At 56.8% G+C, this 26,151-nt stretch carries 23 protein-coding genes; 8 read left to right on the top strand and 15 right to left on the bottom strand.

The window, feature by feature from the left end:
• Nucleotides 1–8 precede the first annotated feature (8 nt).
• The 5 genes from AAC622_RS02550 to modC all read left to right on the top strand — a co-directional run bounded on the left by AAC622_RS02550 (nucleotide 9) and on the right by modC (nucleotide 4,910).
• A complete protein-coding gene (locus AAC622_RS02550; protein WP_340260143.1) occupies nucleotides 9–1,301 on the top strand; it encodes an NAD(P)/FAD-dependent oxidoreductase in 1,293 nt (430 codons plus the stop codon).
• A gap of 76 nt (nucleotides 1,302–1,377) precedes the next feature.
• Nucleotides 1,378–2,061 carry a DUF1045 domain-containing protein gene (locus AAC622_RS02545; RefSeq protein WP_340260142.1) on the top strand — a complete coding sequence of 228 codons (684 nt, stop codon included), beginning with the start codon at nucleotides 1,378–1,380 and terminating at the stop codon, nucleotides 2,059–2,061.
• 302 nt (nucleotides 2,062–2,363) lie between these two features.
• Nucleotides 2,364–3,146: a molybdate ABC transporter substrate-binding protein gene (modA, locus tag AAC622_RS02540; RefSeq protein ID WP_340260141.1), complete on the top strand. Its 783-nt coding sequence runs from the start codon at nucleotides 2,364–2,366 to the stop codon at nucleotides 3,144–3,146.
• Entirely contained in the window at nucleotides 3,143–3,844 is a 702-nt protein-coding gene (gene modB, locus AAC622_RS02535) for a molybdate ABC transporter permease subunit (protein ID WP_340260140.1), read from the top strand. Before modA ends, modB begins: the two co-directional genes overlap by 4 nt.
• Complete coding sequence (modC, locus tag AAC622_RS02530; RefSeq protein WP_340260139.1) at nucleotides 3,837–4,910, top strand: molybdenum ABC transporter ATP-binding protein; 1,074 nt, start codon at nucleotides 3,837–3,839, stop codon at nucleotides 4,908–4,910. Before modB ends, modC begins: the two co-directional genes overlap by 8 nt.
• 81 nt (nucleotides 4,911–4,991) lie before the next feature.
• Here the strand turns inward: modC and AAC622_RS02525 are convergent, their stop codons facing one another.
• The 8 genes from AAC622_RS02525 to AAC622_RS02490 form a co-directional block, all read right to left on the bottom strand.
• Nucleotides 4,992–6,005 (bottom strand): YeiH family protein, encoded by a 1,014-nt coding sequence (locus AAC622_RS02525; RefSeq protein ID WP_340260138.1) that lies wholly within the window; start codon nucleotides 6,003–6,005, stop codon nucleotides 4,992–4,994.
• The gene (locus AAC622_RS02520; RefSeq protein ID WP_340260137.1) at nucleotides 6,002–7,063 is read right to left on the bottom strand and encodes an ABC transporter ATP-binding protein; all 1,062 of its coding nucleotides are present in this window, start codon (nucleotides 7,061–7,063) and stop codon (nucleotides 6,002–6,004) included. The genes AAC622_RS02525 and AAC622_RS02520 overlap by 4 nt, the downstream gene beginning before the upstream one ends.
• Entirely contained in the window at nucleotides 7,063–8,499 is a 1,437-nt protein-coding gene (locus AAC622_RS02515; protein ID WP_340260136.1) for a carbohydrate ABC transporter permease, read from the bottom strand. The genes AAC622_RS02520 and AAC622_RS02515 overlap by 1 nt, the downstream gene beginning before the upstream one ends.
• Complete coding sequence (locus AAC622_RS02510; RefSeq protein WP_340260134.1) at nucleotides 8,496–9,560, bottom strand: carbohydrate ABC transporter permease; 1,065 nt, start codon at nucleotides 9,558–9,560, stop codon at nucleotides 8,496–8,498. Before AAC622_RS02510 ends, AAC622_RS02515 begins: the two co-directional genes overlap by 4 nt.
• 23 nt (nucleotides 9,561–9,583) lie before the next feature.
• On the bottom strand, nucleotides 9,584–10,849 hold the full coding sequence (locus AAC622_RS02505; RefSeq protein ID WP_340260132.1) for an ABC transporter substrate-binding protein: 1,266 nt from the start codon (nucleotides 10,847–10,849) through the stop codon (nucleotides 9,584–9,586).
• A 72-nt stretch (nucleotides 10,850–10,921) separates the two neighbouring features.
• Complete coding sequence (locus AAC622_RS02500; protein WP_340260131.1) at nucleotides 10,922–11,446, bottom strand: flavin reductase family protein; 525 nt, start codon at nucleotides 11,444–11,446, stop codon at nucleotides 10,922–10,924.
• A gap of 11 nt (nucleotides 11,447–11,457) precedes the next feature.
• Complete coding sequence (locus AAC622_RS02495; RefSeq protein WP_340261388.1) at nucleotides 11,458–12,351, bottom strand: aldo/keto reductase; 894 nt, start codon at nucleotides 12,349–12,351, stop codon at nucleotides 11,458–11,460.
• A 17-nt stretch (nucleotides 12,352–12,368) separates the two neighbouring features.
• The gene (locus AAC622_RS02490) at nucleotides 12,369–13,523 is read right to left on the bottom strand and encodes an LLM class flavin-dependent oxidoreductase (RefSeq protein WP_340260130.1); all 1,155 of its coding nucleotides are present in this window, start codon (nucleotides 13,521–13,523) and stop codon (nucleotides 12,369–12,371) included.
• Nucleotides 13,524–13,648: 125 nt separating this feature from the next.
• On the opposite strand from AAC622_RS02490, the gene AAC622_RS02485 reads away from it, so the two are divergent.
• The 3 genes from AAC622_RS02485 to AAC622_RS02475 all read left to right on the top strand — a co-directional run bounded on the left by AAC622_RS02485 (nucleotide 13,649) and on the right by AAC622_RS02475 (nucleotide 16,765).
• A complete protein-coding gene (locus tag AAC622_RS02485; protein WP_340260129.1) occupies nucleotides 13,649–14,368 on the top strand; it encodes a GntR family transcriptional regulator in 720 nt (239 codons plus the stop codon).
• 9 nt (nucleotides 14,369–14,377) lie between these two features.
• Nucleotides 14,378–15,499 carry a Gfo/Idh/MocA family protein gene (locus AAC622_RS02480; RefSeq protein ID WP_340260128.1) on the top strand — a complete coding sequence of 374 codons (1,122 nt, stop codon included), beginning with the start codon at nucleotides 14,378–14,380 and terminating at the stop codon, nucleotides 15,497–15,499.
• Nucleotides 15,500–15,841: 342 nt separating this feature from the next.
• Nucleotides 15,842–16,765 (top strand): 3-hydroxyacyl-CoA dehydrogenase NAD-binding domain-containing protein, encoded by a 924-nt coding sequence (locus AAC622_RS02475; RefSeq protein ID WP_340260127.1) that lies wholly within the window; start codon nucleotides 15,842–15,844, stop codon nucleotides 16,763–16,765.
• 61 nt (nucleotides 16,766–16,826) lie between these two features.
• Here the strand turns inward: AAC622_RS02475 and AAC622_RS02470 are convergent, their stop codons facing one another.
• The 7 genes from AAC622_RS02470 to xdhA are packed head-to-tail and all read right to left on the bottom strand — an operon-like array spanning nucleotide 16,827 to nucleotide 26,009.
• On the bottom strand, nucleotides 16,827–17,909 hold the full coding sequence (locus tag AAC622_RS02470; protein WP_340260126.1) for a BMP family ABC transporter substrate-binding protein: 1,083 nt from the start codon (nucleotides 17,907–17,909) through the stop codon (nucleotides 16,827–16,829).
• Between the two features lie 51 nt (nucleotides 17,910–17,960).
• On the bottom strand, nucleotides 17,961–18,866 hold the full coding sequence (locus AAC622_RS02465) for an ABC transporter permease (protein WP_317655310.1): 906 nt from the start codon (nucleotides 18,864–18,866) through the stop codon (nucleotides 17,961–17,963).
• Nucleotides 18,866–19,951: an ABC transporter permease gene (locus tag AAC622_RS02460; protein ID WP_340260125.1), complete on the bottom strand. Its 1,086-nt coding sequence runs from the start codon at nucleotides 19,949–19,951 to the stop codon at nucleotides 18,866–18,868. The genes AAC622_RS02465 and AAC622_RS02460 overlap by 1 nt, the downstream gene beginning before the upstream one ends.
• Entirely contained in the window at nucleotides 19,944–21,455 is a 1,512-nt protein-coding gene (locus AAC622_RS02455; protein ID WP_340260123.1) for an ABC transporter ATP-binding protein, read from the bottom strand. The genes AAC622_RS02460 and AAC622_RS02455 overlap by 8 nt, the downstream gene beginning before the upstream one ends.
• Complete coding sequence (gene xdhC / locus AAC622_RS02450) at nucleotides 21,452–22,375, bottom strand: xanthine dehydrogenase accessory protein XdhC (RefSeq protein WP_340260122.1); 924 nt, start codon at nucleotides 22,373–22,375, stop codon at nucleotides 21,452–21,454. The genes AAC622_RS02455 and xdhC overlap by 4 nt, the downstream gene beginning before the upstream one ends.
• Nucleotides 22,372–24,654: a xanthine dehydrogenase molybdopterin binding subunit gene (gene xdhB / locus AAC622_RS02445; RefSeq protein ID WP_340260121.1), complete on the bottom strand. Its 2,283-nt coding sequence runs from the start codon at nucleotides 24,652–24,654 to the stop codon at nucleotides 22,372–22,374. Before xdhB ends, xdhC begins: the two co-directional genes overlap by 4 nt.
• Nucleotides 24,651–26,009, bottom strand: a complete 1,359-nt coding sequence (gene xdhA, locus AAC622_RS02440) for a xanthine dehydrogenase small subunit (protein WP_340261386.1) — start codon at nucleotides 26,007–26,009, stop codon at nucleotides 24,651–24,653. Before xdhA ends, xdhB begins: the two co-directional genes overlap by 4 nt.
• Between the last annotated feature and the right edge of the window lie 142 nt (nucleotides 26,010–26,151).

The raw sequence follows: 26,151 nt of genomic DNA, 5'->3' as shown, positions 1-26,151 counted from the left end.
GCGCGCCGATGCAGGCGTCTGGGGCTTTTGGATCAAAGGGCAATCTGTGGCATAGCACCGCGTGCGAGCAGGTGACAGCCGACAGCGCAGACGCTTTACCAAGCGCGGTTGATCTCTTGATCATCGGGGGCGGCTTCACTGGCCTTTCTGCGGCATTAGAGGCCGCACGCATGGGCGCCAAGGTCGCGCTTCTAGAGGCGCAAGAGATCGGCCATGGCGGATCGGGGCGCAATGTGGGCCTTGTGAACGCAGGCCTGTGGTTGCCGCCGCAGGAGATAATTAAAACCCTCGGCGTCAAAACGGGTGAAGCGCTGATTGATACGCTTGGCGCGGCCCCTGCCCGTGTCTTTGATCTGATTGCGCGCGAGAATATCGCCTGCCAAGCCACGCGTAACGGCACCTTGCACCTTGCCCATAACGCGGCGGGGTTGAATGATCTGACAACCCGCCATCGCCAAGGCAACCAATATGGCGCGCCCTTGCAGCTGCTTGATGTCGAGGAAACCGCCGCGCGCACGGGCAGCCCTAACTTTGCAGGAGCGCTGTTTGATCCGCGTGCTGGCACGATTCAACCTCTGGCTTACGCACGCGGGCTTGCCCGCGCGGCCCAAGCGGCAGGGGCACAGATCTTTGCCCCCCTCACAGTTGAAGATTTAACCCATCAGGGCCGTGCTTGGATGGCGCGCGCGGCAGGGCGCGAGATCACCGCGCAATCCGCATTGATTGCCACCAATGCCTATCACATGGCCGGATTTTCCAGTTACAGGCCCAGCTTCATCCCCGTTTATTATAGCCAATTTGCCACAACACCCCTGCCGCAGAGCTTGCGCAGCAAAATTCTAGCGGGCGGTGAAGGGGCGTGGGACACAGCAATGGTCATGAGTTCCTTCCGCATGGATGCGGCAGGGCGCCTGATTTTGGGCGCGATTGGCAATGTTGAAGGGCGGCTTGGGGGCGGCATGCATCACGCATGGGCAGCGCGCAAATTGGCGCAAACCTTCCCGCAATTGGCAGGTCAAGGCTTTAGCCATATCTGGCAAGGGCGTATCGCCATGACGGGCGACCATATTCCCAAAGTCTTGGAGATCGGGCCAAATGGTGCGGCGGTGTTTGGATATTCAGGGCGCGGGATAGGCCCCGGAACAGTATTTGGCACAGCCGCTGCGCAGGCCCTTTTGCAACAAGACCATAACCTCTGGCCGATGCCTCCAAAACAAAAATCGGTAACGGGATTTGGCAAATTGCGCGCGGCCTATTACGAATTAGGGGCGACCATGGCGCATGCATTGCAGCGGAATTAATCCTGCGATCAAAGTAATCATTGCCAAATCAGGACGCAGATCTTAGGCCGACCCCAAGCCGAAAGGGGAGCGCGGAATGTCCGAATATAGCCGATATGCGGTATATTTTCTGCCGGATGGCGGATTTTATCGTGTTGGCGCAGATTGGTTGGGCTGGTGCAACCGCCAAGGCACTGAGCGCTCGCATCCTGAGCTTGCGGGCCTATCGAGGCCCATCGCACAGATCACCGACAGCCCCCGCAAATACGGGTTTCACGCAACGATCAAGCCACCTTTTAAACTGGCCAAGGGTCAAAGCGCCAATGACCTTGCGGCAAGGTTCCGTGAATTGTGCAAAGCAACGTCGCGGGTTGAAATCCCCGTTTTGGAAATCCGTCGTTTAGGGAGCTTTGTCGCCGCTGTCCCTGCAAGTCATGATCCCGTGCTCCAAGAGCTGGCCGCAACGATGGTCAAAGAGTTGGATCCGTTTCGTGCGCCTGCATCCGAGTCTGAATTGGCCAAGCGTAGATCTGCCAACCTCACTCGCCGTCAGGAGGAGATGTTGATCAAATGGGGCTATCCCCATGTGCTTGAAGAATTCCGCTTTCATTTGACCTTGTCAGGACGCCTGCCACAAGCCGAGGCCGATGATCTGGTGTCCCGCCTGCATGCGCATTTCGCGCCTGTGATACCACAGCCTTTTGAGGTCGCCTCATTGGCGCTTGTGGGTGAGGATGATATGGGGCGGTTTCATTGTATCGAAAGCCAAAATTTGGCGTAAGAACCTCCCGCAAATTGCTTTGCGAGGGGCGTTTTTCGTAAATTCAATCCATCGATGGTTATTAGGCCGATTTCACCGCTGAAATTCTCGCACAAAGCGGTGATCAGGTGACCATCACCCCCATCCCCACGCGGGATCATCTCACGCATTCGACATGCCCCCTCAAAAGTCGCCTTGAGTGTCACAGAACCCAAATCACCTTTGGCATCGCCCGCCCAAGGTGGCGCGACTATGTGGCCGAGGTCATCAAGAGCGCATAAGGCCCTTGCACAAGCGGCATTGGTCGCGGAAACTCTGCACCTATGAACGCCCCGATCCGTCCTATGTTTTTGACCCTGATGCTGTGCCTTAGCCCGACTTTGACACGGGCTGAAGAGATATTGGTGTTCGCGGCCTCTAGCATTGCGACAGCCCTAGATGAAATCGAACAGAAATTTGAGGCAGCAAGCGATTTCGAGGTCAGCATGGTTTATGCAGGGTCCTCTACGCTGGCCCGTCAGATTGAACAGGGCGCGCCTGCCGATATTTTTATCTCAGCCAATACCGACTGGATGGATCGCATCGCCCAAGCGGGATTGATTGCACCCGATGCTCGGTTTGATCTCTTGGGCAATCAATTGGTTCTTGTGGCGCATGGGGAAGGTCTAGATCAATCGGATCAGAATATCACGCCCGAGATCAATTTGGCCGATTTTCTGGACGGCGGTTATCTGGCCATGGCCCTTGTTGATGCCGTGCCTGCAGGGATTTATGGTCGCGCCGCGCTCAGCCATCTCGACCTTTGGGACACGGTCGCGGATCGGGTCGCGCAATTCGACAATGTGCGCAGCGCCCTTGCCCAAGTTGCAGCGGGGGCAACCCCCCTTGGAGTGGTCTATCGCAGCGATGCTATGATCAGCACGCAGGTGCATATCATTGGCACCTTCCCGGCAGACAGTCACGACCCAATCCGCTACCCTGCCGCCGCGCTTGGTGCGGAGATGAAACCTGCGGCCGCGGCTTTTCTCGCCTATCTGCGCGGGGATGACGCGGCGATGATTTTCACGGCGAATGGATTTGAGACACTGGCGGAGGCTGAGAAATGAGTGATCTTTTCGGCCCCGCAGAATGGGCCGCAATCGCGCTATCCCTCAAGGTCAGTTTTTGGGCCACCTTGGCCAGCCTGCCTGTCGCACTTTGGGTTGCCTATCTTTTGGCGCGCTGTAACTTTTTTGGAAAGCAAATCTTGAATGCAGCGGTTCATCTGCCCCTGATCTTGCCGCCTGTGGTGACGGGATATGTGCTTCTTTTGGCCTTTGGCGCGCAAACCCCCGTGGGGCAAGCCTTGGCTGCACTCGGTCTGGGCTTTGCCTTTCATTGGACGGGGGCAGCCCTTGCCGCGGCGGTCATGGCCTTTCCGCTGATGGTGCGCGCGATGCGCCTATCGCTTGAGGCGGTTGACCCCAAACTTGAGGATGCAGCCCGCAGTCTAGGCGCGCCGCCTTGGGCGGTCTTCGCCACCCTCACCTTGCCTCTGAGCCTGCCAGGGGTTCTGACTGGCACGATTTTGGGGTTTGCAAAGGCCATGGGGGAATTTGGCGCCACCATCACCTTCGTTTCGAATATTCCAAATCAAACCCGCACAATCCCTTCGGCAATTTACACATTTTTACAGCAACCAGACGGGGAACAGGGCGCACTGATCTTAGTCGCCGTATCGATCTTTATCGCTATTCTTGCCCTCGTTTTGTCAGAAATTCTGGCTCGGGCTTTGTCAAAACGTATCGGGGGACGTGATGCTTGATCTGAGGCTTCGTTACCAGATCGGTGGGTTTTCACTTGATCTTAACTTCCAAGCCGGCCGCGGGATCACTGCCCTTTTTGGCCGCTCGGGCGCGGGCAAAACAACCGTGATCAATGCAGTCGCGGGTCTTATCACGCCTGATGAAGGCTATATCCGCGTGGGGGACATGGATCTGTTTGACCCTGCGCGCGGGATAAACCTTGCCGCGCATGAGCGCCAAGCCGGTTATATTTTTCAAGAGGCGCGCCTCTTTCCGCATCTGAGCGTTGCAAAAAATCTTCGTTATGGGATGCGCTATCGCGGCGCGCGCCCTGCCCCGAATTTCGCAGATATTGTCGAGATGTTGGGGATCGGGCACCTCTTGCAGCGGCGACCCGCAATGCTATCAGGCGGCGAGAAGCAACGCGTGGCAATCGGGCGCGCGTTGTTAGCGGCCCCCCGTATCCTTCTGGCAGATGAGCCACTGGCAGCCCTTGATGAGGCGCGTAAGCAAGAAATCCTGCCCTATTTTGAACGTCTGCGCGATGAAATGGACATTCCCATTCTTTATGTAAGTCACGCCCCCACCGAGGTTGCGCGCTTAGCGACAGAAGTGATCACGATTGAGGCGGGGCGGATACAGGCGCAAGGGCGCCCAAGCGAGGTCTTTTCTGACCCACATAGCCTGCCTGCAGGATCACGCGAAGCGGGGGCCGTTATTGAGGCCACGCTGACGGCGCATCACGCGGATGGGGTCAGCGAATTACGCAACGCCGATGTGGCCCTTTTTGTGCCGCGTCTGAGCGGCGATTTGGGGCAAAAATTACAACTGCGTATCGCCGCGCATGAGGTGATTTTGGCCACCCAAAAACCACAAGACCTATCGGCGCTCAATGTCATCGAAGGCACAATTCACAGTATGCGCAGCGGCGATGGCCCCGCCGTTTTGGTCGCAGTCGACACGAAATTGGGGCGGATCTTGGCCCGTGTGACCCGCCGCTCGGCCCATCTATTGGGCCTGAACGAAGGGCGGGCGGTCTATGCCATCCTTAAAACCCTATCGGTCGCGCGCGAAGATATTGGCTGATCATGCCGCCTTTGAGATCGGCATGAACAAGGTGCGCGCCAAAATACGGGTCTGCAAATCAGCCCCGCAAAACAAGTAGGCCTAGACTAAGACCGCGAGGCCAATGGCCACCAAAGCCGCAATCAGCAGCGTCAGGGTGATCAACAACGCCAAGGCGCTGCGCCCAACTGATGCAAATGCCTGCAACGAGGTTTTCATCCCAACGGCGGCAACGGCTACCACAAGGCAGCTTCGCGAGACAATGTTCACGCTCTCTGTGATCAACGGCGGCACAAGCTGCATCGTGCCCAGAATGGCCAATGCAATGAACCCCGCCACGAAAGCAGGGATGAGCGGCGGGGCTTTCCCGCCCTCGCCCGCCTCAAGATGGGCTTTGCGCAGGATCAAAGACGCCACCAAAATCACGGGGGCCAACATCATCACGCGAAACAATTTGACCAAGGTGGAAAGATCCCCCGTCTCATCCGAGATGGAATAGCCCGCCCCCACAACTTGGGCCACATCGTGAATGGTGCCGCCTAAGAATATCCCTGCCATATGGGTCGACAGACCAAGCGAGGTGGCGATCATCGGATAGATGATCATCGCGACACTCGAGAGCACCGTCACCCCCACCACAGTGAAGGTGACATCATCTTCGGCCACATGCCGTTTTGGCAGCAACGCTGAAATGGCAAGCGCCGCAGAGGCACCACAAATGGCAACAGAGCCACCCGCAAGAAACCCAAAATAGCCCGATCTGCCAAAACGCGGGGCCAGCCAAATTCCCGCGCCAATCGTGGTGACGACCGCCATCGCCAGCATGACCGCTTCGGCCACGCCAATGCCTTCTAACAATTGCGCGCTAATGCGAAGGCCAAGCAGCGCCACCCCAATGCGCAGAACGGTGCGGCCCGCAAATTGGATGCCTGCGGCCATACGCGGCTCTTGCGAGAGGAAATGAAATGGGATGCCGAGCAAAATCGCCATCAGCATCACAGGCGCGCCGTAATGATCCGACAGGAATTGCGCAGCCATCGCCACCAAAAGCGCCATCAGCAACCCTGGCCCAATGCGCTGAAGGCCAGAGAGGATGTCAGCGTTGCGCAGGGTCACCGACACACACGCCCTGTATCGGCACGGAAGATGTGAACGGCCTCAGGGGCAAGCTTGACAGCAACTGTTTGGCCAATGGCGATATCAGTCTGGCCCGCTTGGTGGATCACCAGCGGCTCCCCTGACGGCAGGGTGACAAAGATATAGCTTTCGCTGCCCAATTGTTCGACTTCGGTCACTTCGCCCTTCACGCCGCCTGTTTTGGCAATGCTAATGTCGCGTGGGCGGATGCCCAATTCGATTACATCGCCTTGACCAACACCGCTGCGCGGCCCAAGGGGAATGTGACCCCCAGCGGCCAAAGCCACCCCACCTTCGGCGATTTCGCCCTTCAGGAAATTCATCGCAGGCGACCCGATAAAGCCCGCAACAAAGCGGTTATCTGGATTATTGAACAGCTCTAACGGGGTTCCAAATTGTTCCAGCCTGCCATCGCGCAAAACCGCGATTTTATCGGCCATTGTCATCGCCTCGACCTGATCATGGGTCACATAGATCATCGTGTTCCCAAGGCGGCGATGGAGGTTGCCAATCTCGCGGCGCATCGTCACGCGCAGCTCAGCGTCAAGATTGGACAGCGGCTCGTCAAAAAGGAAAATCTTTGGCTCGCGCACAACCGCGCGACCAATGGCAACCCGCTGACGCTGCCCGCCCGACAATTGACCAGGACGGCGGTTCAGATACGCCTCAATACGGAGCATACGCGCGGCCTCCTCCACGCGGCGGGAAATTTCGGCTTTCGGCATTTTGAGGTTCTCAAGCCCGAAAGACAAGTTTCCGCGCACCGACATATGCGGGTAAAGCGCATAGGATTGAAACACCATCGCCAATTCACGCTGTGCCGCGGGCACGTGGTTGACCACAACCCCATCGATCACGACATCGCCGCCCGTGATCCCCTCAAGCCCCGAAATCATCCGCAGAAGCGTGGATTTTCCGCAGCCAGATGGGCCAACAAAGACGCAAAACTCGCCTGACTTGATCTCAAGATCAATGCCATGAATCACTTCGACCGAGCCGTAGCGCTTGATCACTGATTTCAGCTGTAGGTCACTCACTATTTCAATCCCGTATTGGCAATGCCCGTGGTGATGTATTTCTGCAAGAACACAAAGACCAAGGTCGCAGGCACGAGGCTGACCATGGTCATAGCGAGGCGGAAATGCTCTTGGCTGAGATGCTCGCCACGAAATTCAAGCAGACAAAGTTGAATTGTATAGGCCTCTTTGGTGGTCGCGATGGCCACCATCGGCAAGATCAGATCATTCCAGCGCCAGATCACCGATAGGATCGCCAAGGCTGCAATCGCGGGCAAGGCCAAAGGCAAAATGATGCGCCAATAGACCTTCCATTCGCTCGCCGCATCCATGCGCGCTGCCTCGATCAATTCATCGGGGATCGACAGCATATATTGGCGGAGCAAAAACACCCCCGTTGGGGTGGCCGCCCCTGGAATGATAACGCCCCAGATCGACCCTGACAGGCCCGTGGCATTGATTGCCTTGAACAAGCCCACAAGCGTGATGGTGGGGGGCACCATCAGCGTGGCCAAGATGATCACAAAGAACAAAACTTGGCCGCGGAATTTATATTTCGCCAGCGCAAAGGCCGCCATCGAATTGATGAGCAAGGTCAGGGCCGTGGCAATGGCCGTGACCAAAACCGAATTGGTAAAGCAGGTCGCAAAATTCACGTTTACGCCAAAGGCACGCCCCAAAAGGGGATCGGTGTAGTTTTCCCAACTGGGGGCAAAGCTGCGCTCTGTACGAATGGTGGCCGTGGCAAGCTGCACCACCTCCGCGCTGCGGTTATCAACATAGCGCGCGGGCGTTGTTTCGCGCGTGGGGTTGATGCGCGACACCCCAAACAGTGTCTCAATACCTGTAACTGGATCAGGGGCGCGGGCCAAAATCTGAACAGAAATGGCCGATGGCTCGTAAGGATCAAGCGATAGAAATTCCGACAAAAGTCGCTGATCTTCGGGGCCAAGCCCCGCGATGATGGCCGCAACATCGTATTCACTGCGGGCCTGCGCCGACATGGACACATAGCGCAAAATCCAATCAGGCAGGTTTTCCCGTCCAACCAAGTCACGCGTCATCTCAGGCAAAAGGCCCAAATGCGCCCGCAAGGCATAAAGCGCATCCCCCTCATACCCTGCCAAAAAGGCGGATAAATCGTGTCGTGCCTTTTGCGCATCTGGCAGATCCGACCAATCCAAAACCCAATAGGGCAGATCACTGATGTAGAAAATGCGCTTGCCCTCCGGCCCTGTGACTGTGGCGCGCGCCACCTGTTCATAGCGGGCAGGCAAAAGCGATAGGTCTTGGCGCTCCAACTGGGCCGAAGATTTCAGCGAATTCAACCCCAGCCACAGCACAGGCACGAGGATCACAACCACACCCAGCAAGAGATAGGCATAGGTGAGGTAATCCAACCAGTTGGCGCGTGGCCCGCCTGCCTTGCGGGTCAGAAATGCCCATGCCCCGCTCATTGCCGTGCCCCCCGCGATGAGAGCCAAACCTGCAACAACGACAGCACGATCAAAACCGCAGCCACAATCAACGATGCCATCGCCGCAACCCCCAGACCATTGGCTGTGGCCTGACCCCGCAGACCTGATGTTTCAAAAATATATGCCACAAGCGAAGACCACCGCACCGACATGGCATAGAGTTCCTCAAATGCTTGAAAGGCTTTGATCAGCGACAGAACCGTGACCACCAACAGGGTCGGCGCAAGCAGCGGGATGGTGATGCGGGTCAATTGCCGAAAGGCGGATGTGCCATCCATTTCAGCAGCCTCATACACATCGCGCGGGATTGCCTGCAGCCCTGCAAGCAGGATCAGCATATAGAAACCAAGATGCGCCCAAGTGTAGACAAAGACAGACCAAAACATTGTCCATGACGGATCGGTGAGCCATTGGATCGGCTCCTCAATCCAGCCCCACATGATCAGGCTTTGGCTCAAAACGCCTTGCCGCTTGAGGATCAAACTCCACAAAAAGCCGACCACCACGGGCGACAGCATCACAGGGTAGAAAAACACCGCACGCCAAAAGCCGCGCGCGATGATTTGGCGGTTGAGGGCAAGCGCAGATAAAAGCGCCACGAGGATCATAACGGGCACTTGGAAAATCACGAAGATCGCCGTGTCGTAGACGGCCGAGAAAAACTTGTCGTCCTCAAGATTGGCGGCGCCCGTGTCAATCTGTGTTTCGGCCACAAGACGGCGCAGGTTATCAAGACCTGCGAAGGCACGCTCATCAAAGAGAATGGATTGGCCTTCGGTCACCGCGAACCCCAAATTGATAAACATCGGGGCAAAGGTGAACAGGCCAAAGACCAACATATTGGGCAAAAGGAACAAATAGGACAGACCAGTCGCGCCTGCGAGGCGCTGTGTCATCTCAATCGGCCATCCCATGATCGAGGCCAATTGCCCCGTGATTGGGCCAGTGGGGCGGATCAACACCCACCCCACGGCCAAGTAGAGGGCCAGATAAAGTGGCCAAGGTGACCCTGCAAATGCGGCGATGAAGGCGTCAATCATTGCAGGGTCGTCCTTTGGTTCACTTACTGTGCGATTTGTGCGGCAACATCCGCATCAATCGCGGCCAAAGCATCATCAAGGCTCATTTCGCCAGTGATTGCTTTGGTCAGGTAGTCAGGCACAACACCATAGATTACGAAATTCTTGGCGTAACCTTGGAAGGTGTAAGCCTGCGGTGTGGTTTCTGCTGCCTTGCCAGCATTTGCCGCAAAGACCGACAGCGCCGCCGCAACCGCAGGGGATGCATCGCCATAATCAACACCCGAAGCCTGAAGGCCCTGATGCGCGGTGATGTTGCGTGTTGCAGATGCAAAGCGGGCCGCATTTTCCTCAGAGGCGAGGAAATCAATAAAGGCCGCAGCCGCTTCAGGTGCATCGGTCGATTTGAACGCCGTGATCGCGGCACCCCCTGGCATTGCGCCACAGCCACCTACGCCACATGGCGCCGGAACCGCGCGCCATTCGAAATCGGTGATGTTTTCCGAGTAGGAATTGATCATCCACGAGCCCGACATGTGCATCACAGCTTCGCCTGATTGGAACAGCGGTGCAGCGTTGCGATATTGCGTGCCTTCACCTGCAGGCCACCCTTCTGCAGGCATCAAGCCCGAGGCGTGCCAACCCACAAATGTTTCTGCAAAGTTACGGAACCCTTCATCCACAAGGATCGGGTTGCCTGCATCATCAAAGAACTTCGCGCCATAGGAAAACGCAGGGCCCGCCATACGATGGGCCGTACGATCCATAGCCAAGCCTGCGGTCACGCCTGTTGCGGCCTGAACTTCGGCCAAGGCCGTTGCCCAATCGTCCCATGTTGCACCATCACCTGGCATATCTACGCCCGCATCTTCAAAGAGCGAGACGTTGACATAGGGGCCTGTCACAGTCAGCTGGGTCATCCACCCGTAAATGCCATCATCCCCCGCACCTGGTGCGCGGAACCACGGCAGGGTTGCGCCATAGGCCGCTTCCCATGCGCCACGATCGACATAGGGCGCGAGATCAAGGTAATACTGGTTCAAGCCGCCCAAATTGGTCACGCGCGCGACATCAGGGGCCGCATCCGTTTGCAACTGGTTTTCCAACTGATCACGGATCACGTCATAGGCAACGGTTTCCATGTTAACAGTATGGCCTGTGGCAGCGGTGAATTCGGGCAGTATTTCGCCGATCACATCGCATTCATTGCCGTCCTGGTAGCACAAAAACGTAATTTCATCCGCGAAAGCGGGGGCTGCGCTTGCAACCATAAGTGCTGCAATTGCAGTGCTGGTAAACTTAGCGGTCATGTAATTCCTCCCTTAAACATTCCCGTTGGTTTTGGTCGTCTCACTTTCCCCCTTTTCATCGGGGTAACTTGGTTATGCGGGCTCAGTCTCCCTCACGGTGAAATGGCCAAGCTTGCCGCGGAAAAATCCCAGCGACCCACCCAAGTCGCAATAGCCCGCACGCTGAACTTGGCCGACCATGATGTCATGGTCACCGCCCGCGTAATTGGCCCAAGTTGTGCATTCAAACCGCGCAAGACAGTCATGCAGCACGGGCACACCTTCGGCATTCATATCAAAATCATCGGGCCCAAGCCCCTTTGCATCGCGCGCAATGCGCCAGCATAGATCTTCTTGATCCGCCCCCAAAACATGAATGGCATAGGCAGGGGCCGCACCGAAAAAGGGGTAGCGGCGCGAAGCGCGATCAATCGACCACAAGACCAATGCAGGATCGAGAGACACGGATGTAAAACTATTCGCCGTGATGGCTACGGGCCCCTCATCGCTTGCCACTGTAACAATGGTCACACCCGTTGCAAAACACCCAAGCGCCGTGCGAAAGGCGCGCGGGTTTGCTGGGTCCGGCACAAAGCTGCTGAGGGGGTGGCGGCGCATCTTCTGATCCATCAGGCGACCTCGTGGCCAAGCGCGGCCTCGTAAAGCGAGAACCAATCGCGCCGATCAAGACGCACGCGCAGCGCGTCTGAAATAGTGGCAATGCGCGGCAACGCATTGGTGCCAAGCACAGGCAAGATTGTCGAAGGATGGGCCAAGAGAAAGGCCACAGCAACAGCCGCACGATCCACGCCCTGCTCTGCTGCAATCGCGTCAAGACGCGTGGCCAACAGCCCCTCGCGTGTCGTCATCAGCGCACCCCCCCCCAAAGGTGACCACGCCATGACGGGCTGTGCATGGCGTTGATGGAAACTCAAATCCCCATTTGTGAAGGGCGCGATATGAGACAGCGACAGCTCAATTTGGTTGGTCACCAATTTCGCGCTCATCGCGGATTGAAGCAACTCCCAATCCCAAGAGCGGAAATTCGACACGCCCGCTGCGCGGATCTTGCCGGCTTTGATCAATCCATCAAGGCAGGCCCCCGTCTCGTGGTGATCCATCAGCGGATCGGGGCGGTGAATGAGTAGCAGATCAATCTGATCAATCCCCATCTCGCGCAAAGAGGTGTCGACAGATTGCGTGATATGAGCTGCGGATGTGTCGTAATATTTTATAGGCGCGTCAGAATAGCGGCCAATCGGGGCCACGATATCGCATTTTGTGACGATTTCCATTTTGGCCCGCAGATCGGGCCGCGCGCGCAACGCGGCACCCAAAATGCCCTCAGCGGTATAAGCGCCATAAATATCCGCCTGATCAAAGGTTGTGATTCCTTGGGCAAAGCAGGCTTCGATTTTTGCGATGACATGATCGGTGGAGGTATCCGTGTCATCGCCAAGCCGCCACATACCGTAGACAAGACGGCTAAAACTTAGGCCCTCGGCGATTTGGACGCGGGGCATAGTGGGGGGTGTTTTGGTCATTTGCGAACGCCTCCGCCTAGGGGTGTATTCGGCAATGTAGCGGGCACGCGGCCATATTCATGGGGCAAAGAGCAAGTTTTCATCTGCGGCAACACGCGGCTGCCAAAATGCTCTGCCTCGTCTTTGTGCGGATACCCCGAAAGAATAAAGGCGCGGATGCCCATTTTCTGGTAATCCTCAAGCCGTGACAAAACCTGATCGGTAGAGCCAACAAGCGCCGCCCCACAGCCAGACCGCGCGCGGCCAACACCCGTCCAAAGATGGGGTTCGATATAGCCCGCATCATCCGCAATCTCGCGGTTTTTCGACTGATGGCTCACCCCAAGGGATTTGGCATCAAGCGCGCGATTTCGGATCGCGTCCCCCTGATCCTTGTCAAGTTTCGAAACGATATATTCGGCATATTCGCGCGCTTCGGCCTCGGTGTCGCGCACGATCACATGGACGCGCAAACCGTAATCAAGCGTGCGGTTATAACGCTCGGCCACGGCATTCACGGCCTGCATCCGTCCACGCAACTCGTCCTCGCGCTCAGGCCACATGAGATAGACGTCACAATGCTGACCGCAAAGCTCAAGCGCATCAGGCGAGTAGCCTCCAAAATACAGCAGCGGCCCGCCCTTTTGATAGGGGCGCGCGGGGTCAGTGGTCAGGCCTTCAAAGTTATAAACTTCGCCCTTGTAATTGATCTCGTCCTGCGTCCATGCCTGCTTCAGGATTTCCACAACCTCGCGCGACCGCTGATAGCGAAATGAACTGTCGGCCACCTCACCAGGAAAATCCGAAGAGATGATGTTAACAGTCAGGCGACCCTCCAGCATGTGATCGAGTGTCGCGATGGTGCGCGCCAACATGATGGGCTGCATCTCGCCACAGCGCACAGCCGCCAGCAGGTTAATCTTGGAGGTGATCGGCGCACAGCCCGCCACAAAGCTGAGGGTATCTTGTCCCACCTGATAGGACGAGGGGCATAGCACATTGCGAAAGCCGTGGTTTTCAGCGGTTTTCACAATATCCGAGCAATGCGTAAAAGATGAGCGCAAGGCCCCATCTGGCACGCCCAAGAATTGATAGTCGTCCGAGCAAAGCGCAGCAAACCACGACACTTCGGCGGCATCTAGATCGGCAGATGTGATTGGAACCACGCTCAAATCTCTTCTCCCCTCCCTGCGGCCCGGTGATCTCATCGTCATCGCTGCCGCTTGACTTTCTCCGAAATTAGCCGTGTCCTTGATCTGGATCAATAGTGTATCAATTTTTTCGAAAGGCCGCTTCGATGCGCGATCAAATCGACCGCAGACCCGCCTCATCGGCGCTGCCGCTTTACATACAATTAAGCGAGGTCTTGATCCGTGAAATCGCAGCGGGTCGCCTGCCCGATGGCAGCCGCCTGCCGCCCGAACGCACGCTGGCTGCGCAGTATCAAACCACGGTGCGCACATTGCGAAAATCCCTCGATATTCTTGAAGAAAAAGGTCTTTTGCGCCGCGTGCAGGGGTCTGGAAATTATGTGCAGTCAAGCGCGCAGATCAGTTCGATTTACTCGATGTTTCGCCTCGAACTTCGCACAGGCGGCGGGCTGCCAAGCGCGCAAGTTTTGGCGGTGGACTATCTTGCAAAACCCGCCGATCTGCCCAGTTTTGGCACGGCCTCGCATGCCACGCGAATCCGCCGTTTGAGGTTCCTCAATTCTCTGCCAGTGGCGGTGGAGGAGATCTGGCTAGACGCGGCTGCAGGCCGATTGGAGGCCGAAAAGCTGTCTGATTCGTTGTATCTGACCTATCGTGTGCAATTGGGCCTGCGGATCCTTCAAGCTGAGGATTATGTCAGCATCGCCCCCATCCCCGATTGGGTGCCGCCCGATTTCGCGCGCCCAGCCACAAGCCCCGCCCCCTTTGTTGAGCGTTACAGCCATGCAGACGGTCGGGGCATCATTGAATATTCCCGAAATTGGATTGACCACACGCGCGCACATTATGTGCAGCGTCTAAAGTAGAGAGGACAAATGTCTCAAATTACACGCTACGGCATCATCGGTTGCGGTATGATGGGCCAAGAACATCTGCAAAATATCGCTCTGCTAGACGGGGCGGAGGTGGCCGCGATTTTCGAGCCTGATGCAGGTATGGCTGCGAAATCACTGGCCCTTGCACCAAAGGCCACGCTTTACGATAGCCTTGAGGCACTGGTGGCCCATCCCGATCTCGACTGTTACCTGATCGCCAGCCCGAATTTCCGCCATGTCGAGCAGTTAACATATCTCGCCAAACATCGCCCCCTGCCCGTACTCGTGGAAAAGCCGCTCTTTACGGATCCCGCGCAACAAGACAGCCTGCGCGAGATCCGTGACAGCTATCCCGCGCCTATTTGGGTCGCGATGGAATATCGTTATATGCCGCCAATCACCGCCTTCCTTGAGGCCGCCAAAGGGGCCACGGGGGGGATCAAGATGCTGTCTTTGCGCGAGCATCGCTTTCCTTTCCTTGAAAAGGTGGGCGATTGGAACCGCTTTAACCGCTATACGGGCGGGACATTTGTTGAGAAATGCTGCCATTTCTTTGACCTGATGCGCCTCGCCCTGAAATCAGAACCCGTGCGGGTGTTGGCCTCGGGTGGGATGGATGTGAACCACCGAGACGAGGCCTATGACGGCGAGACGCCAGACATCCTCGATAATGGGTTTGTCATCGTGGATTTCGCCAATGGTGCGCGGGCGCTGCTCGAACTGTGCATGTTCGCAGAAGGCAGCCGCTATCAAGAAGAGGTCTGCGCCACTGGCCCTAAAGGCAAGATTGAGGCCTATGTGCCCGGCCCCGGTCGGTTCTGGCCCAATCATCTGGGCGAGGCCCCAATCCCGCAATTGATTGAAAGCCCACGAGACCCCAAAGGGCCTATCGCCCGCGACATCCCTGTCGACCCGACCCTATTGGCCGCAGGAGACCATAATGGATCAACCTTTTATCAGCATCAGAAATTCTTAGATTTGGTGCGCGGGAAAAGCCAAGCACCCGAAGTCAGCCTGAATGATGGCTACATGGCCGTCATTATGGGAATGGCTGCACAAATTTCGATGAAGGAACATCGCGCTGTAGAGATTTCAGAACTTACCCGCGCGATGAATCGGTAACTGAAAGATGCCCCATCACCTGCTCGTGGAAGGTGATGGGGAAATCCGAGGCAAGCCTCAGCCTGGAACTTTGTTTGCCGCAGGCGCTTCGATTGGCGCCGCAACGGGCTGCGAAGAGCACGCCGACAGAGCAACAAGCGCTGTGATACAAACTGCAACAGATAGTTTTTTCATGATTAATTACTCCTTATGGGCAGTCGTATGGAATCAAATCCACGCGCAACAGTCAATGACTACTAGATGTCGTGGAGGGTTAAGTTATCATTATTTCATATTGCGAGGATGTAATTCATGTATTTGAAATTGTTAACACACAATAAAAATACCTAAAAGGTATTATATATGTCGAATTTAGACCAAATTGGGATTGTTGGAGGTGGTTTGATCGGTCTGAGTTGGGCCGCTTTAGCGTCATCATTGGGTCATAAAGTGGTCATTATCGACCCCGACCCTGAATGCAGCGAGAATCTTTCAGCCTTTTTGGCCCATGCATGGCCAAACCTGGCAGAATTGGGGTTGGCCCATCAGCCGTCTGCGCCTGATGTCAGCCCAGATTATGCGGCTCTCAAAGGGGCCAGCTTTGTCCAAGAAAATGCGCCAGAGCGTATAGAAGTCAAGCACGAGGTCATCCGCCAAATCGAGGCGCAGGTCGGGCCCGAGGTCGTGATTGCATCAAGCACCTCATCACTCATGGCTAGTGATTTACAGCAGGGCGCCAAACACCCTGAGCGCATCTTGGTGGCGCATCCAATGAACCCGCCGCATCTGATCCCGATGGTTGAACTGGTTGCAGGCCGCCTCACCTCACCAGAGGCAATGGGTCAAGCCGAAGCGCATTATCATGCTCTGCACCGCGTGCCCATTCGCGCAAAGCGCGAGGTGCAAGGCCACATCGCCAACCGACTGACCGCAGCACTCTATCGCGAAGCGGTCAATCTTGTGGCCGAAGGAATTGCGGATGTCGCCGATATTGATCGCGCCATTGCCAATGGGCCAGGTCTGAGATGGGCCTTGATGGGGCCACATCTCACCTACCACTTGGGCGGTGGCGCGGGCGGCTATCGCGCTTATCTTGACCATCTTGGCCCCACGCAAGAGGCGCGATGGAAAGACCTTGGTCATCCCGAACTGACCGAGGCACTCAAGGCGGAATTGGTTGCAGGTGTCGAAGCGGAATTGGCGAGCATGGGCGGCGCAGATTTGCGCGCGCGCCGCGATGCTGCATTGGTGGCGCTTCTACGCCTAAAGGGAGATCAGGCACTATAACCCACCGCAAAGAAAAAGTGGGCGCAGATGCGCCCACTTTCACGCCCAATAAGGGTTGGGATCAGGACGGGATATCGCCCTCGACCCCTTCGACATAGAAGAACATACTCGCAAGGTCGCCATCGGACGCGGTTTCACCCTCAGCCAACCATGGGCTGCCATCTTGCTTGTTGATCGGCCCTGTGAACGGATGATATTCACCCGCCGCGATTGCATCGCGCAGCGCTTCGGCCTCGGCCTTCACGTCTGCGGGCACAACATTGGAAATCTCGCCAATGCCAACCATTCCTGCGCTGATGCCATCCCACGTGTTCACGGATGACCACGTGCCATCGATCACCGCCTGGACCCGGTCGATGTAATAGGGCGCCCAGTTGTCGATGATCGAAGAAATACGGGGCATCGGGCCATATTCCGCCATATCTGCCGCCTGACCAAATGTATAAACGCCCCCTGCCTCACGCGCGGCCTGATGCGGCGCGGTCGAGTCGGTATGCTGCAGAACAACGTCACAGCCCTGTTCAATCAATGCCTTGGCCGCATCTGCTTCTTTCGCGGGGTTCAGCCATTCAAAGATCCAGATGATCTTGAATTCCACATCAGGGTTGACCTTTTTGGCGTGGATATAGGCCGAGTTGATGCCACGGATCACCTCAGGAATTGGCACAGACGCGATATAGCCAATCTTGTTGGTGGTGGTGACACGACCCGCCAATGTGCCTTGGATCGCACGACCTTCATAGAAGCGCGCGGAATAGACAGACACGTTATCCGCCTGCTTATAGCCTGTTGCGTGTTCGAACTTCACATCAGGGAAATTCGCCGCCACATTCACGGTTGGATCCATGAAGCCGAAGGATGTGGTAAAGATAATATCCGCACCACCCAAAGCCATTTGGGTGATCGCACGCTCGGCATCGGGGCCTTCTGGGACGCTCTCTTGATAGACAAATTCAACCGCATCGCCAAAATGCTCGACCATTTCCATTGCGGAATGATGGTGGTGCTGTGTCCAGCCGCCATCATTAATCGGGCCAACATAGATAAAGCCGACTTTGGTCTTGTCCTGCGCGCGCGCGGGCATGCCCATTGCTGCGGCGAGGGCGGCACCTGCACCAGTCGCAAGTAGTGTTCTGCGTTTCATAATTACTCTCCCGGTTTACCAGAGATCAGGCTCTGGTCGTTGCTGAAACCCTCAAGACGAGGGGTGAAAGGGTTTGCCCAGTGAGGCAGGCGCCCGTCCTGCGCGTATCATCACAAGGACGATGATGGTCGCAAGGTATGGGGCCATTGACAGATATTCGACAGGAATTTTCAAGCCTTCTGCCTGCAAATTAAGCTGAAGAACAGTAACACCGCCAAAAAGATAGGCACCTGCGATCAAGCGCCATGGCTTCCAAGAGGCGAAAACCACAATGGCCAAAGCAATCCAGCCTGCGCCTGCTGTGATCCCGTCAATCCATTGGGGCACCCGGACAAGGCTGATATAGGCCCCTGCAAGCCCTGCACAGGCCCCACCAAATACAATCGCAAGAACGCGCACACGGCGCACATTATACCCTAGCGCATGCGCAGCTTCGTGATTCTCACCAACAGCGCGCAGGATCAGACCCGCACGGCTATATTTCAAAAACGCCCAAACCCCCGCCACGATGGCAATGCTCAGATAGACCATCAGATCATGGCGAAACAGGATCGGCCCCAAAACAGGAATATCGGACAAAATGGGGAAAGACAGCTTCGCCACCGTCAAATCAGGTGATCCAACCGCATCTTGCCCGATCAGCGATGACAGGCCCAAGCCGAACATCGTCAAGCCCAAACCTGTTGCGACCTGATTGGTCAAAAGAAATTGGGTCAAGACGGCAAAGACTAAGGAAACGACTGCTCCCGCACAGGCCGCCCCCACAAAGCCGAAATAAGGGTTGCCGCTTGAATGGCCCGCAATATAGCCGCAAACCGCGCCGACAATCATCATCCCCTCAACCCCAAGGTTCAGGACGCCCGCGCGCTCGACCACCAATTCACCGATTGCCGCAAGCAAGATCGGCGTTGAAGCTACCATTAGCGCGGCCAAGAGCAGGATTGGATTGATATCCATCAGCGCGCCTCCCCTTGGCCGAATTTGAAACGATAATTGGTCAGCACATCCACAGCCAAAAGGCAAAAGAGCAACATGCCCTGAAAGGTCAAAATTGCCGCTGCAGGCAGGTTCAACTGTGCCTCGGCCGCCTGTCCACCGATATAGGTCAGCGCCATGATCAGCCCCGCAAAAAGAATGCCCACAGGATGCAAGCGCCCCAAAAAGGCCACGATAATTGCGGTAAACCCGTAAAAGGCGGGGAAAGAACCAAGGATCTGCCCCGATGGCCCTGCCACCTCAAACAATCCTGCAAGTCCCGCAAGCGCGCCCGATATACCCATACATAAGATCACAAGGTGATTAGCATTGACCCCTGCAAATCCCGCCGCCCGCGGGCTTTGCCCTGCAAGGCGCACGTTGAAGCCAAACTGATGTCGGGTGAATAGGATATAGGCCCCCACCACGGCCATCAGCGCCGCTAAAGCCCCCCAATGAAAGCCTGTGTTGGGGATCAAATCCAAATTGGCGGCCGATGGGTATTGCCGCAAATTGCGGCTACCAGGCATGCCAAACCCCTCGGGGTTGCGCAAAAGGCCAATGGAAAAGGCCTTGATCAACACCTCGGCCACATAGACCAGCATCAGCGATACAAGGATTTCGTTGGTCTTGAACACCACCCGCAAAATCGCAGGGATCATCGCCCAAAGAAGCCCCCCCAAGAGCCCCGCAACGATCATCAGCGGAAAGATCAACCAGCGCGCCTCCATCGGGTAAAAGGCCAGGGCCACCCCTGCCCCACAAATGGCGCCGATGATATACTGACCTTCGGCACCGATATTCCAAATTCCCGCCCGAAACCCAAAGGACAGCCCCACGGCGATCAGCACCAAAGGGGCAGCTTTCTTGACAATCTCGGGGCGGTAAAAATGCGCAAAGGGGCCAAAGATTGGATCCCAGAAAATCGTCCTGATCGCGATCAATGGGTCTTTGCCCAAAATCGCAAACAGACCCATGCCGAGAATGATGGTCAAAATCACCGCCAAGACGGGCGCGCCATATGTCCACCCGCGCGAAGGCTGTGGCCGTTTCTCAAGCCTAAGCATGGGCCACCTCCAGATCATGCGCACCACCGAGCATCAACCCGATTTTCTCCATGGTCAGCCCCGATGTTGGCACTGCTTGTGATAAGGTGCCTTCGTTCAATGCCGCGAAGCGGTCAGTGATTTCCAACACCTCCTCAAGGTCTTGCGAGATCACAAGCACCGCTGATCCTGCACTGGCCAAATCCAGCAAGGCCTGACGTATCGCAGCTGCGGCCGCTGCATCAACGCCCCATGTGGGTTGGTTGATAACCAAAACGCGCGGGTTTTGGCTGATCTCGCGCCCGATTACGAATTTCTGCAAATTCCCGCCCGACAGCGCACGCGCGGCGGTTTCGGGGCTTGGGGTGCGCACATCGAAACGCGCGATCACCTCTTGGGCGAAGGCACGACTGCGCGGCCAATCAATAAACCCGTTTTTCAACAAAGAAAGCCGCGTTTTCGCGGTCATCAATGCGTTTTCTACAAGGTTCATATCGGGGGCGGCGGCGTGGCCATTGCGTTCCTCTGGCGCGGCACAAAGGCCGAGGGCGCGGCGGGCATTTGGCCCATCGGCGCCAATGCCCTGACCCTCTAATTGGATCATATCAGCATGTGTGCGCATCTCGCCTGACAGGGCCGCGACCAATTCATCTTGACCATTGCCCGCGACACCGCCGATCCCCAAAACCTCGCCCGCGTGTAGGGTAAAGCTGATCTCTTTCAGGCTTGTTCCGAATTGGTGCGGCGCAGGCGCGCTCAGGCCCGATACTTGCAGCAAGGGCTGTCCAGTCGTGACAGCCGCCCGCTTTGGCGTGGTAAGGGTCTTGCCCACCATCATCTCGGCCATGTCACGGTTGCTCATTTCGCGTGGGTCAAACGTGCCCACAACCTTACCTTGGCGCAAAACAGTGGCATGCTCACACAAAGCGCGGATTTCTTCAAGTTTGTGCGAGATATAAAGGATTGATGTCCCTTCAGACGCCAAGAGACGCAAGGTGCCAAACAGGATATCGACCTCTTGCGGGGTCAGGACGCTGGTTGGCTCATCCATGATCAAAAGCTTGGGATTCTGCAGCAAACAGCGAATGATCTCGACCCGCTGCCGCTCGCCCGCAGATAGATCGCCCACAATCCGATCAGGCGATAAAGGCAGCCCATAATTTTCAGATGCAGCCCGAATTTGCGCGGCAAGGTCCTGCGTCTTGGGTGGGTTTTCCATACCAAGCGCAATATTCTCTGCCACGCTCATCGCGTCAAACAGCGAGAAATGCTGAAACACCATCGCCACACCTGCGCCGCGCGCAGCGCGCGGGTCACTGGGTGCAAAGGGCGCGCCCTCAAGCAGCATCTGCCCCTCATCGGGGCGCACAAGACCATAGATGGTCTTGACCAAAGTCGACTTGCCTGCACCATTTTCGCCAAGCACGGCGTGGATCTGGCCCTTGTCGATATCAAAGCTGACATCGCTATTCGCGATGACGCCCGGATAGGCTTTGGTCAGTCCCTGCAATTCAAGAAGCTTCACATTGCCCCCGTGTTTTTATGTGCTGCCTCTTCTGCCCGAGACAGCAAGGCTGTGGCAACCCCCAAGGCAATGGCCTGCGGGTGTTTGCCCAAGGATATATCCCCTATTGGGCAGGATATGCGCGAAATTTGTGCGCTGTTATGGCCAAGCGCCGATAATCTGCCCTTAAACCGCGCCCATTTTGTGGCCGACCCGATTAATCCTGCGCTGCCAAACTCATGACCAAGCAGGGCATGGCACAGTTCGAGATCGAGGGAATGGCTATGGGTCGCGATGATATGATCAGCCGCCTTTGGCGCATGGCGCACCACCCCTTGCGGGGTCTGCGCGATCAATGGCGGGACATTGGGGGGGATGACCTCGGGAAATCTAGACTGCGCGATATCCACCCAAGTCAGGGCCAGATCAGGCAAAGGCGCAAGCACACTCACCAAAGCCCGCCCTACATGACCCGCCCCCCAGATCCAAATCTGATGCGGGGCGGCAAGCCCCGTTTCGATCAGCCAATCCCCAACAACGGCGGGGCTATGGGATGGGTGCAGACGCTCGACCGCGCGCGCGATTTTTGCGTCCCAACGCGCATTTGGCCCAAGCGGCCGCGCATAGGGCAAACTGTCTGGAATATCTTTCGCAAAGACCTCGAACACCACGCTGACAAACCCGCCGCAGCATTGACCCAAATGTGGCCCAAGCGGATAGTTCCGCACCGCGATCCCGCCCTGCGGCAGCATCGTGCGGGCCTCTGCCACAGCCTCCCATTCAAGACGCCCCCCGCCGATTGTGCCCTCTTGACCTTCGGCCCAAACGATCATGGATGTGCCCGCCTCGCGTGGGACAGACCCCGCCGTGCGCGTGATCAAAATCCGCACAAACGGCCCCCGTGCCGCACAAGCGCGCAAATATGCCAAATCAAGGCTCATGGTTGTAAGCCTTGGATGGCGCGCAAAATACGCTCGGGCGTTGCAGGTGCATCCAGATTTGGATAGCCCCCACCACAGGCCGAAATCGCGTCTGACACAGCAAGAAAGGCGGATATGCCCAGCATAAAGGGCGGCTCACCAACCGCCTTTGAGCGATAAATCGTGGCTTCGGGGTTTTCACCATCCACAAGCGCCACGTTAAAAATGGCGGGCCGATCTGAGCAGGCAGGAATTTTATAGGTGGATGGCGCATGGCTGCGCAAATGCCCCCGATCATCCCAGACCAATTCCTCGGTCATAAGCCATCCCGCCCCTTGGACATAGCCGCCCTCAACCTGCCCGCGATCAAGAGCGGGGTTCAGCGATGCGCCCACATCATGCAAAATATCGGCGCGCAAAATACGGTTCTCGCCCGTCAATCTATCAATGACCACCTCACTCACGGCGGCACCATGCGCAAAGTAAAAGAAAGGCCTGCCCTGCCCTGCGGCGCGATCCCATGACAGATCGGGGGTTTTGTAAAATCCCGTGGCCGAAAGCCCAACACGCGCCTGATAACAGGCCGCCACAGCCTCGGCGAAGCTGATATTTTGGTCGCCCCACATGACACGGCCACCGGCAAACCGCACCTCTGCCCCTTGGCCCAGAAACTCGGCAATGCGGGTGCGAATGGCATCACAAGCGGCCAGAACTGCCATCCCGTTCAGATCACTGCCCGATGAGGCCGCAGTGGCCGAGGTATTAGGAACCTTTGCCGTGTCGGTCGCGGTAATCTTTACCTGATCCACCCCGACCCCAAAACGGCTTGCCGCCACTTGGGCCAATTTTTGGAATAAGCCCTGCCCCATTTCCGTGCCGCCATGGTTCATCATAATTGACCCATCTTGATACACATGAACCAGCGCACCCGCCTGATTGAGATGGGTGAGGGTGAAGGAAATTCCGAATTTCACGGGGGAAAATGCAATGCCGCGTTTCAGGATGGGCGAGGTTTCATTCCACGCGGCAATTTCTGCACGCCGCGCCGCGTAATCGCAATCAGACAGCAATTGATCTGTCATCTCATGCAGCAGAAAATCGCGCACCTCCATCCCATAGGGGGTGGTGTTCGCAAGCCCCGCACGCGCGGCGCTCTTTGGGGCAGCGTAGTAATTTCTGCGCCGCACAAGGGCGGGATCAAGGCCCAAATCATGGGCGATATGATCCATCACCCGTTCAATCCCCAAAACGCCCTGAGGCCCCCCAAACCCGCGAAAGGCCGTGGCCGATTGCATATTGGTCTTTAACCGCAGCGAAGTGATCTCCGCATGGGGCAAAAGATAGGCGTTATCCGCGTGCAACATCGCGCGATCTGCCACGGGTGCGGTTAAATCCTGCGCCCAACCGCCCCGCGTGATCTGCGTGAATCGCACCGCTTCGATCTGGCCTTGATCATCAAAGCCCACATCATAGGCAATTCGAAAATCATGCCGTTTGCCCGTGATGATCATGTCATCATCGCGATCATAGCGCATTTTGCAGGCGCGCCCTGTCTGACGCGCGGCCACGGCACAGGCCACGGCCAATGCGTTGCCTTGGCTTTCCTTGCCGCCAAAGCCACCCCCCATACGCCGACACTCCACCCGCACCCCATGCATGGGCAGGCCCAAAGCATCGGCCACTTTGTCCTGTATCTCAGTCGGGTGTTGGGTCGAGCTATGGATCACCATATCCCCGCCCTCTTGTGGCAGGGCCAAGGCGGCTTGACCTTCGAGATAGAAATGCTCTTGCCCGCCCATGGTGATTTCACCTTGCAGTCGGCGCTTTGACTGATCGAGGGCGGCTGTTGTGTTCCCCTTGGCCCAAACACGCGGGCTATCCTCAAAATAACTCTTCGCGGCCAATGCATCCTCAATGCTGAGGATCGGTGGCTCTGCCTCAATCTCAATCTGCAAAAGCCGCGCTGCTTTGCGCGCCGCAAGGTGAGTATCTGCCACAACCAAGGCCACGGGCTGCCCCATGTAATGCACCCGATCTGTCGCCAATAAAGGTTCGTCATGCACCGAAGGGCTGACATCATTGGCAAAGGGCAGATCAGCCGCAACAAGCACCGCGACCACGCCTGGTGCAGCCTTCATAGCGGCAATATCCAGCCCGCGGATCACCCCACGCGCCACGGGCGACAGGGCAAAGGCCAGATGCAAGCAGCCCTGCGGGGTTGGAATATCATCCACATATCGCGCGGCGCCCGTAACGTGCAGGCGCGCGCTGTCATGGGCCATGGGGGCGTGAACGCTCATTGGGTCACCTCCAACACGGATACAGGTGTGCCTTGGCGTTCGGCGTAATAGCGCCACATCATGCCTTGCGCCGCTGCCATCCGATAGGCGGCTGATGCCCGCATATCAGAGAGCGGCGTGAAATCATCAACTAAGGCTGCGGCAGCAGCCGCGATTGTGGCCTCGCCCCAAGGTTGGTTGATCAACGCGGCCATTGCCGCGCGGGCCAGTTTGGGCGTTCCTGCCATACCGCCAAAGGCCAGACGCGCGTCTTGAATAATGGCATTTTTGACGACGACATTGAACGCACCGCAAACGGCGGAAATATCCTGATCAAAGCGTTTTGACAGTTTATAACACCGCAAATCAGGCGCGGATTTCGGCATAGTGACGGCTTCGACAAATTCCCCGCTTGCGCGGTCTTGGTGGCCATAGTCGATAAAGAAATCTTCAATCGCAATCGCTCGCCGCACATCGCCCTCGCGCAAATGCAGCCGCGCGCCAAGCGCAATCAATGCGGGCGGGTTATCCCCAATGGGCGAGCCGTTCGCGATATTCCCGCCGATTGTGGCGGCGTTTCTGACCTGCTCTGACCCATAGCGGCGGATCATCTCGGCATAGCTGGGGTGATACTGCGCCATCACCTGATGCACCCGCGCCATGCTAACCATTGCGCCCAAGCGAATTTCATCTTCGTCCAGCTGCACATCAGCAAGATCAGCGCATTGGTTGAGAAAAATCACCTCGTCAAAATCGCGCAACTGTTTGTTGACCCAAAGGCCGATATCGGTAGCCCCCGCAATCAATAACGCGTCAGGTTTTGCAGCATAAAGCGTTGCCAATTCATCGCTGTTTTGCGGGGCATGGATGCTTTTTTGTGCTGTGGCCACCCATGCTGCATCGCGCGCAAGCCATGCGGGTTGTGCGCCATCTTCAGCCGCTTGTGCCGCGCGGATGATCGGGGCATAGCCTGTGCAACGGCACAAATTGCCCGCCAAAACCGTGTCGTGATCACGGCGCCCATTGGCATGGCCTGCGACCATCGAAGCAATAAAGCCGGGCGTGCAAAAGCCGCATTGCGACCCGTGCTGCGTGATCATGGCCTCTTGGACCGGGTGCAGCGTGTCAGAACCAATGCCCTCAACGGTGCGAATGGCTTTACCATCAATCTGGGGCAAAAATAGAATGCAGGCATTAACGGCGCAAACCCCGTCAACATCCTGAACCACCACGCTGCAAGCCCCACAATCGCCCTCGTTGCACCCTTCCTTTGTGCCGGTCAGACCCCGCGCTTCGCGCAGCCAATCGAGCAATGTCGCAGTGGGATGGGTCGAGACCTGAACGGCCTCTCCATTCAGAAGAAACGAAACCTCCATCGAGAATTTAACCTGCCGCTTTACCCCGTCATGTGCCGTCACATCCTCAGGCGTCGATGCGGCGTAGAGACCTGAGCGGCTGTGTTAACAACAATGAAAGCGAGGGTTTTCGCGTTTGGCAAGAATTTTGTCACGCCGCCCG

It is taken from the genome of Roseobacter sp. HKCCA0882, from assembly GCF_037805225.1.
Classification (GTDB): Bacteria; Pseudomonadota; Alphaproteobacteria; order Rhodobacterales; family Rhodobacteraceae; genus M30B80.
The sequence above is the reverse complement of the archived record's forward strand: the minus strand, read 5'-3'. Positions and strand labels throughout refer to the sequence as shown.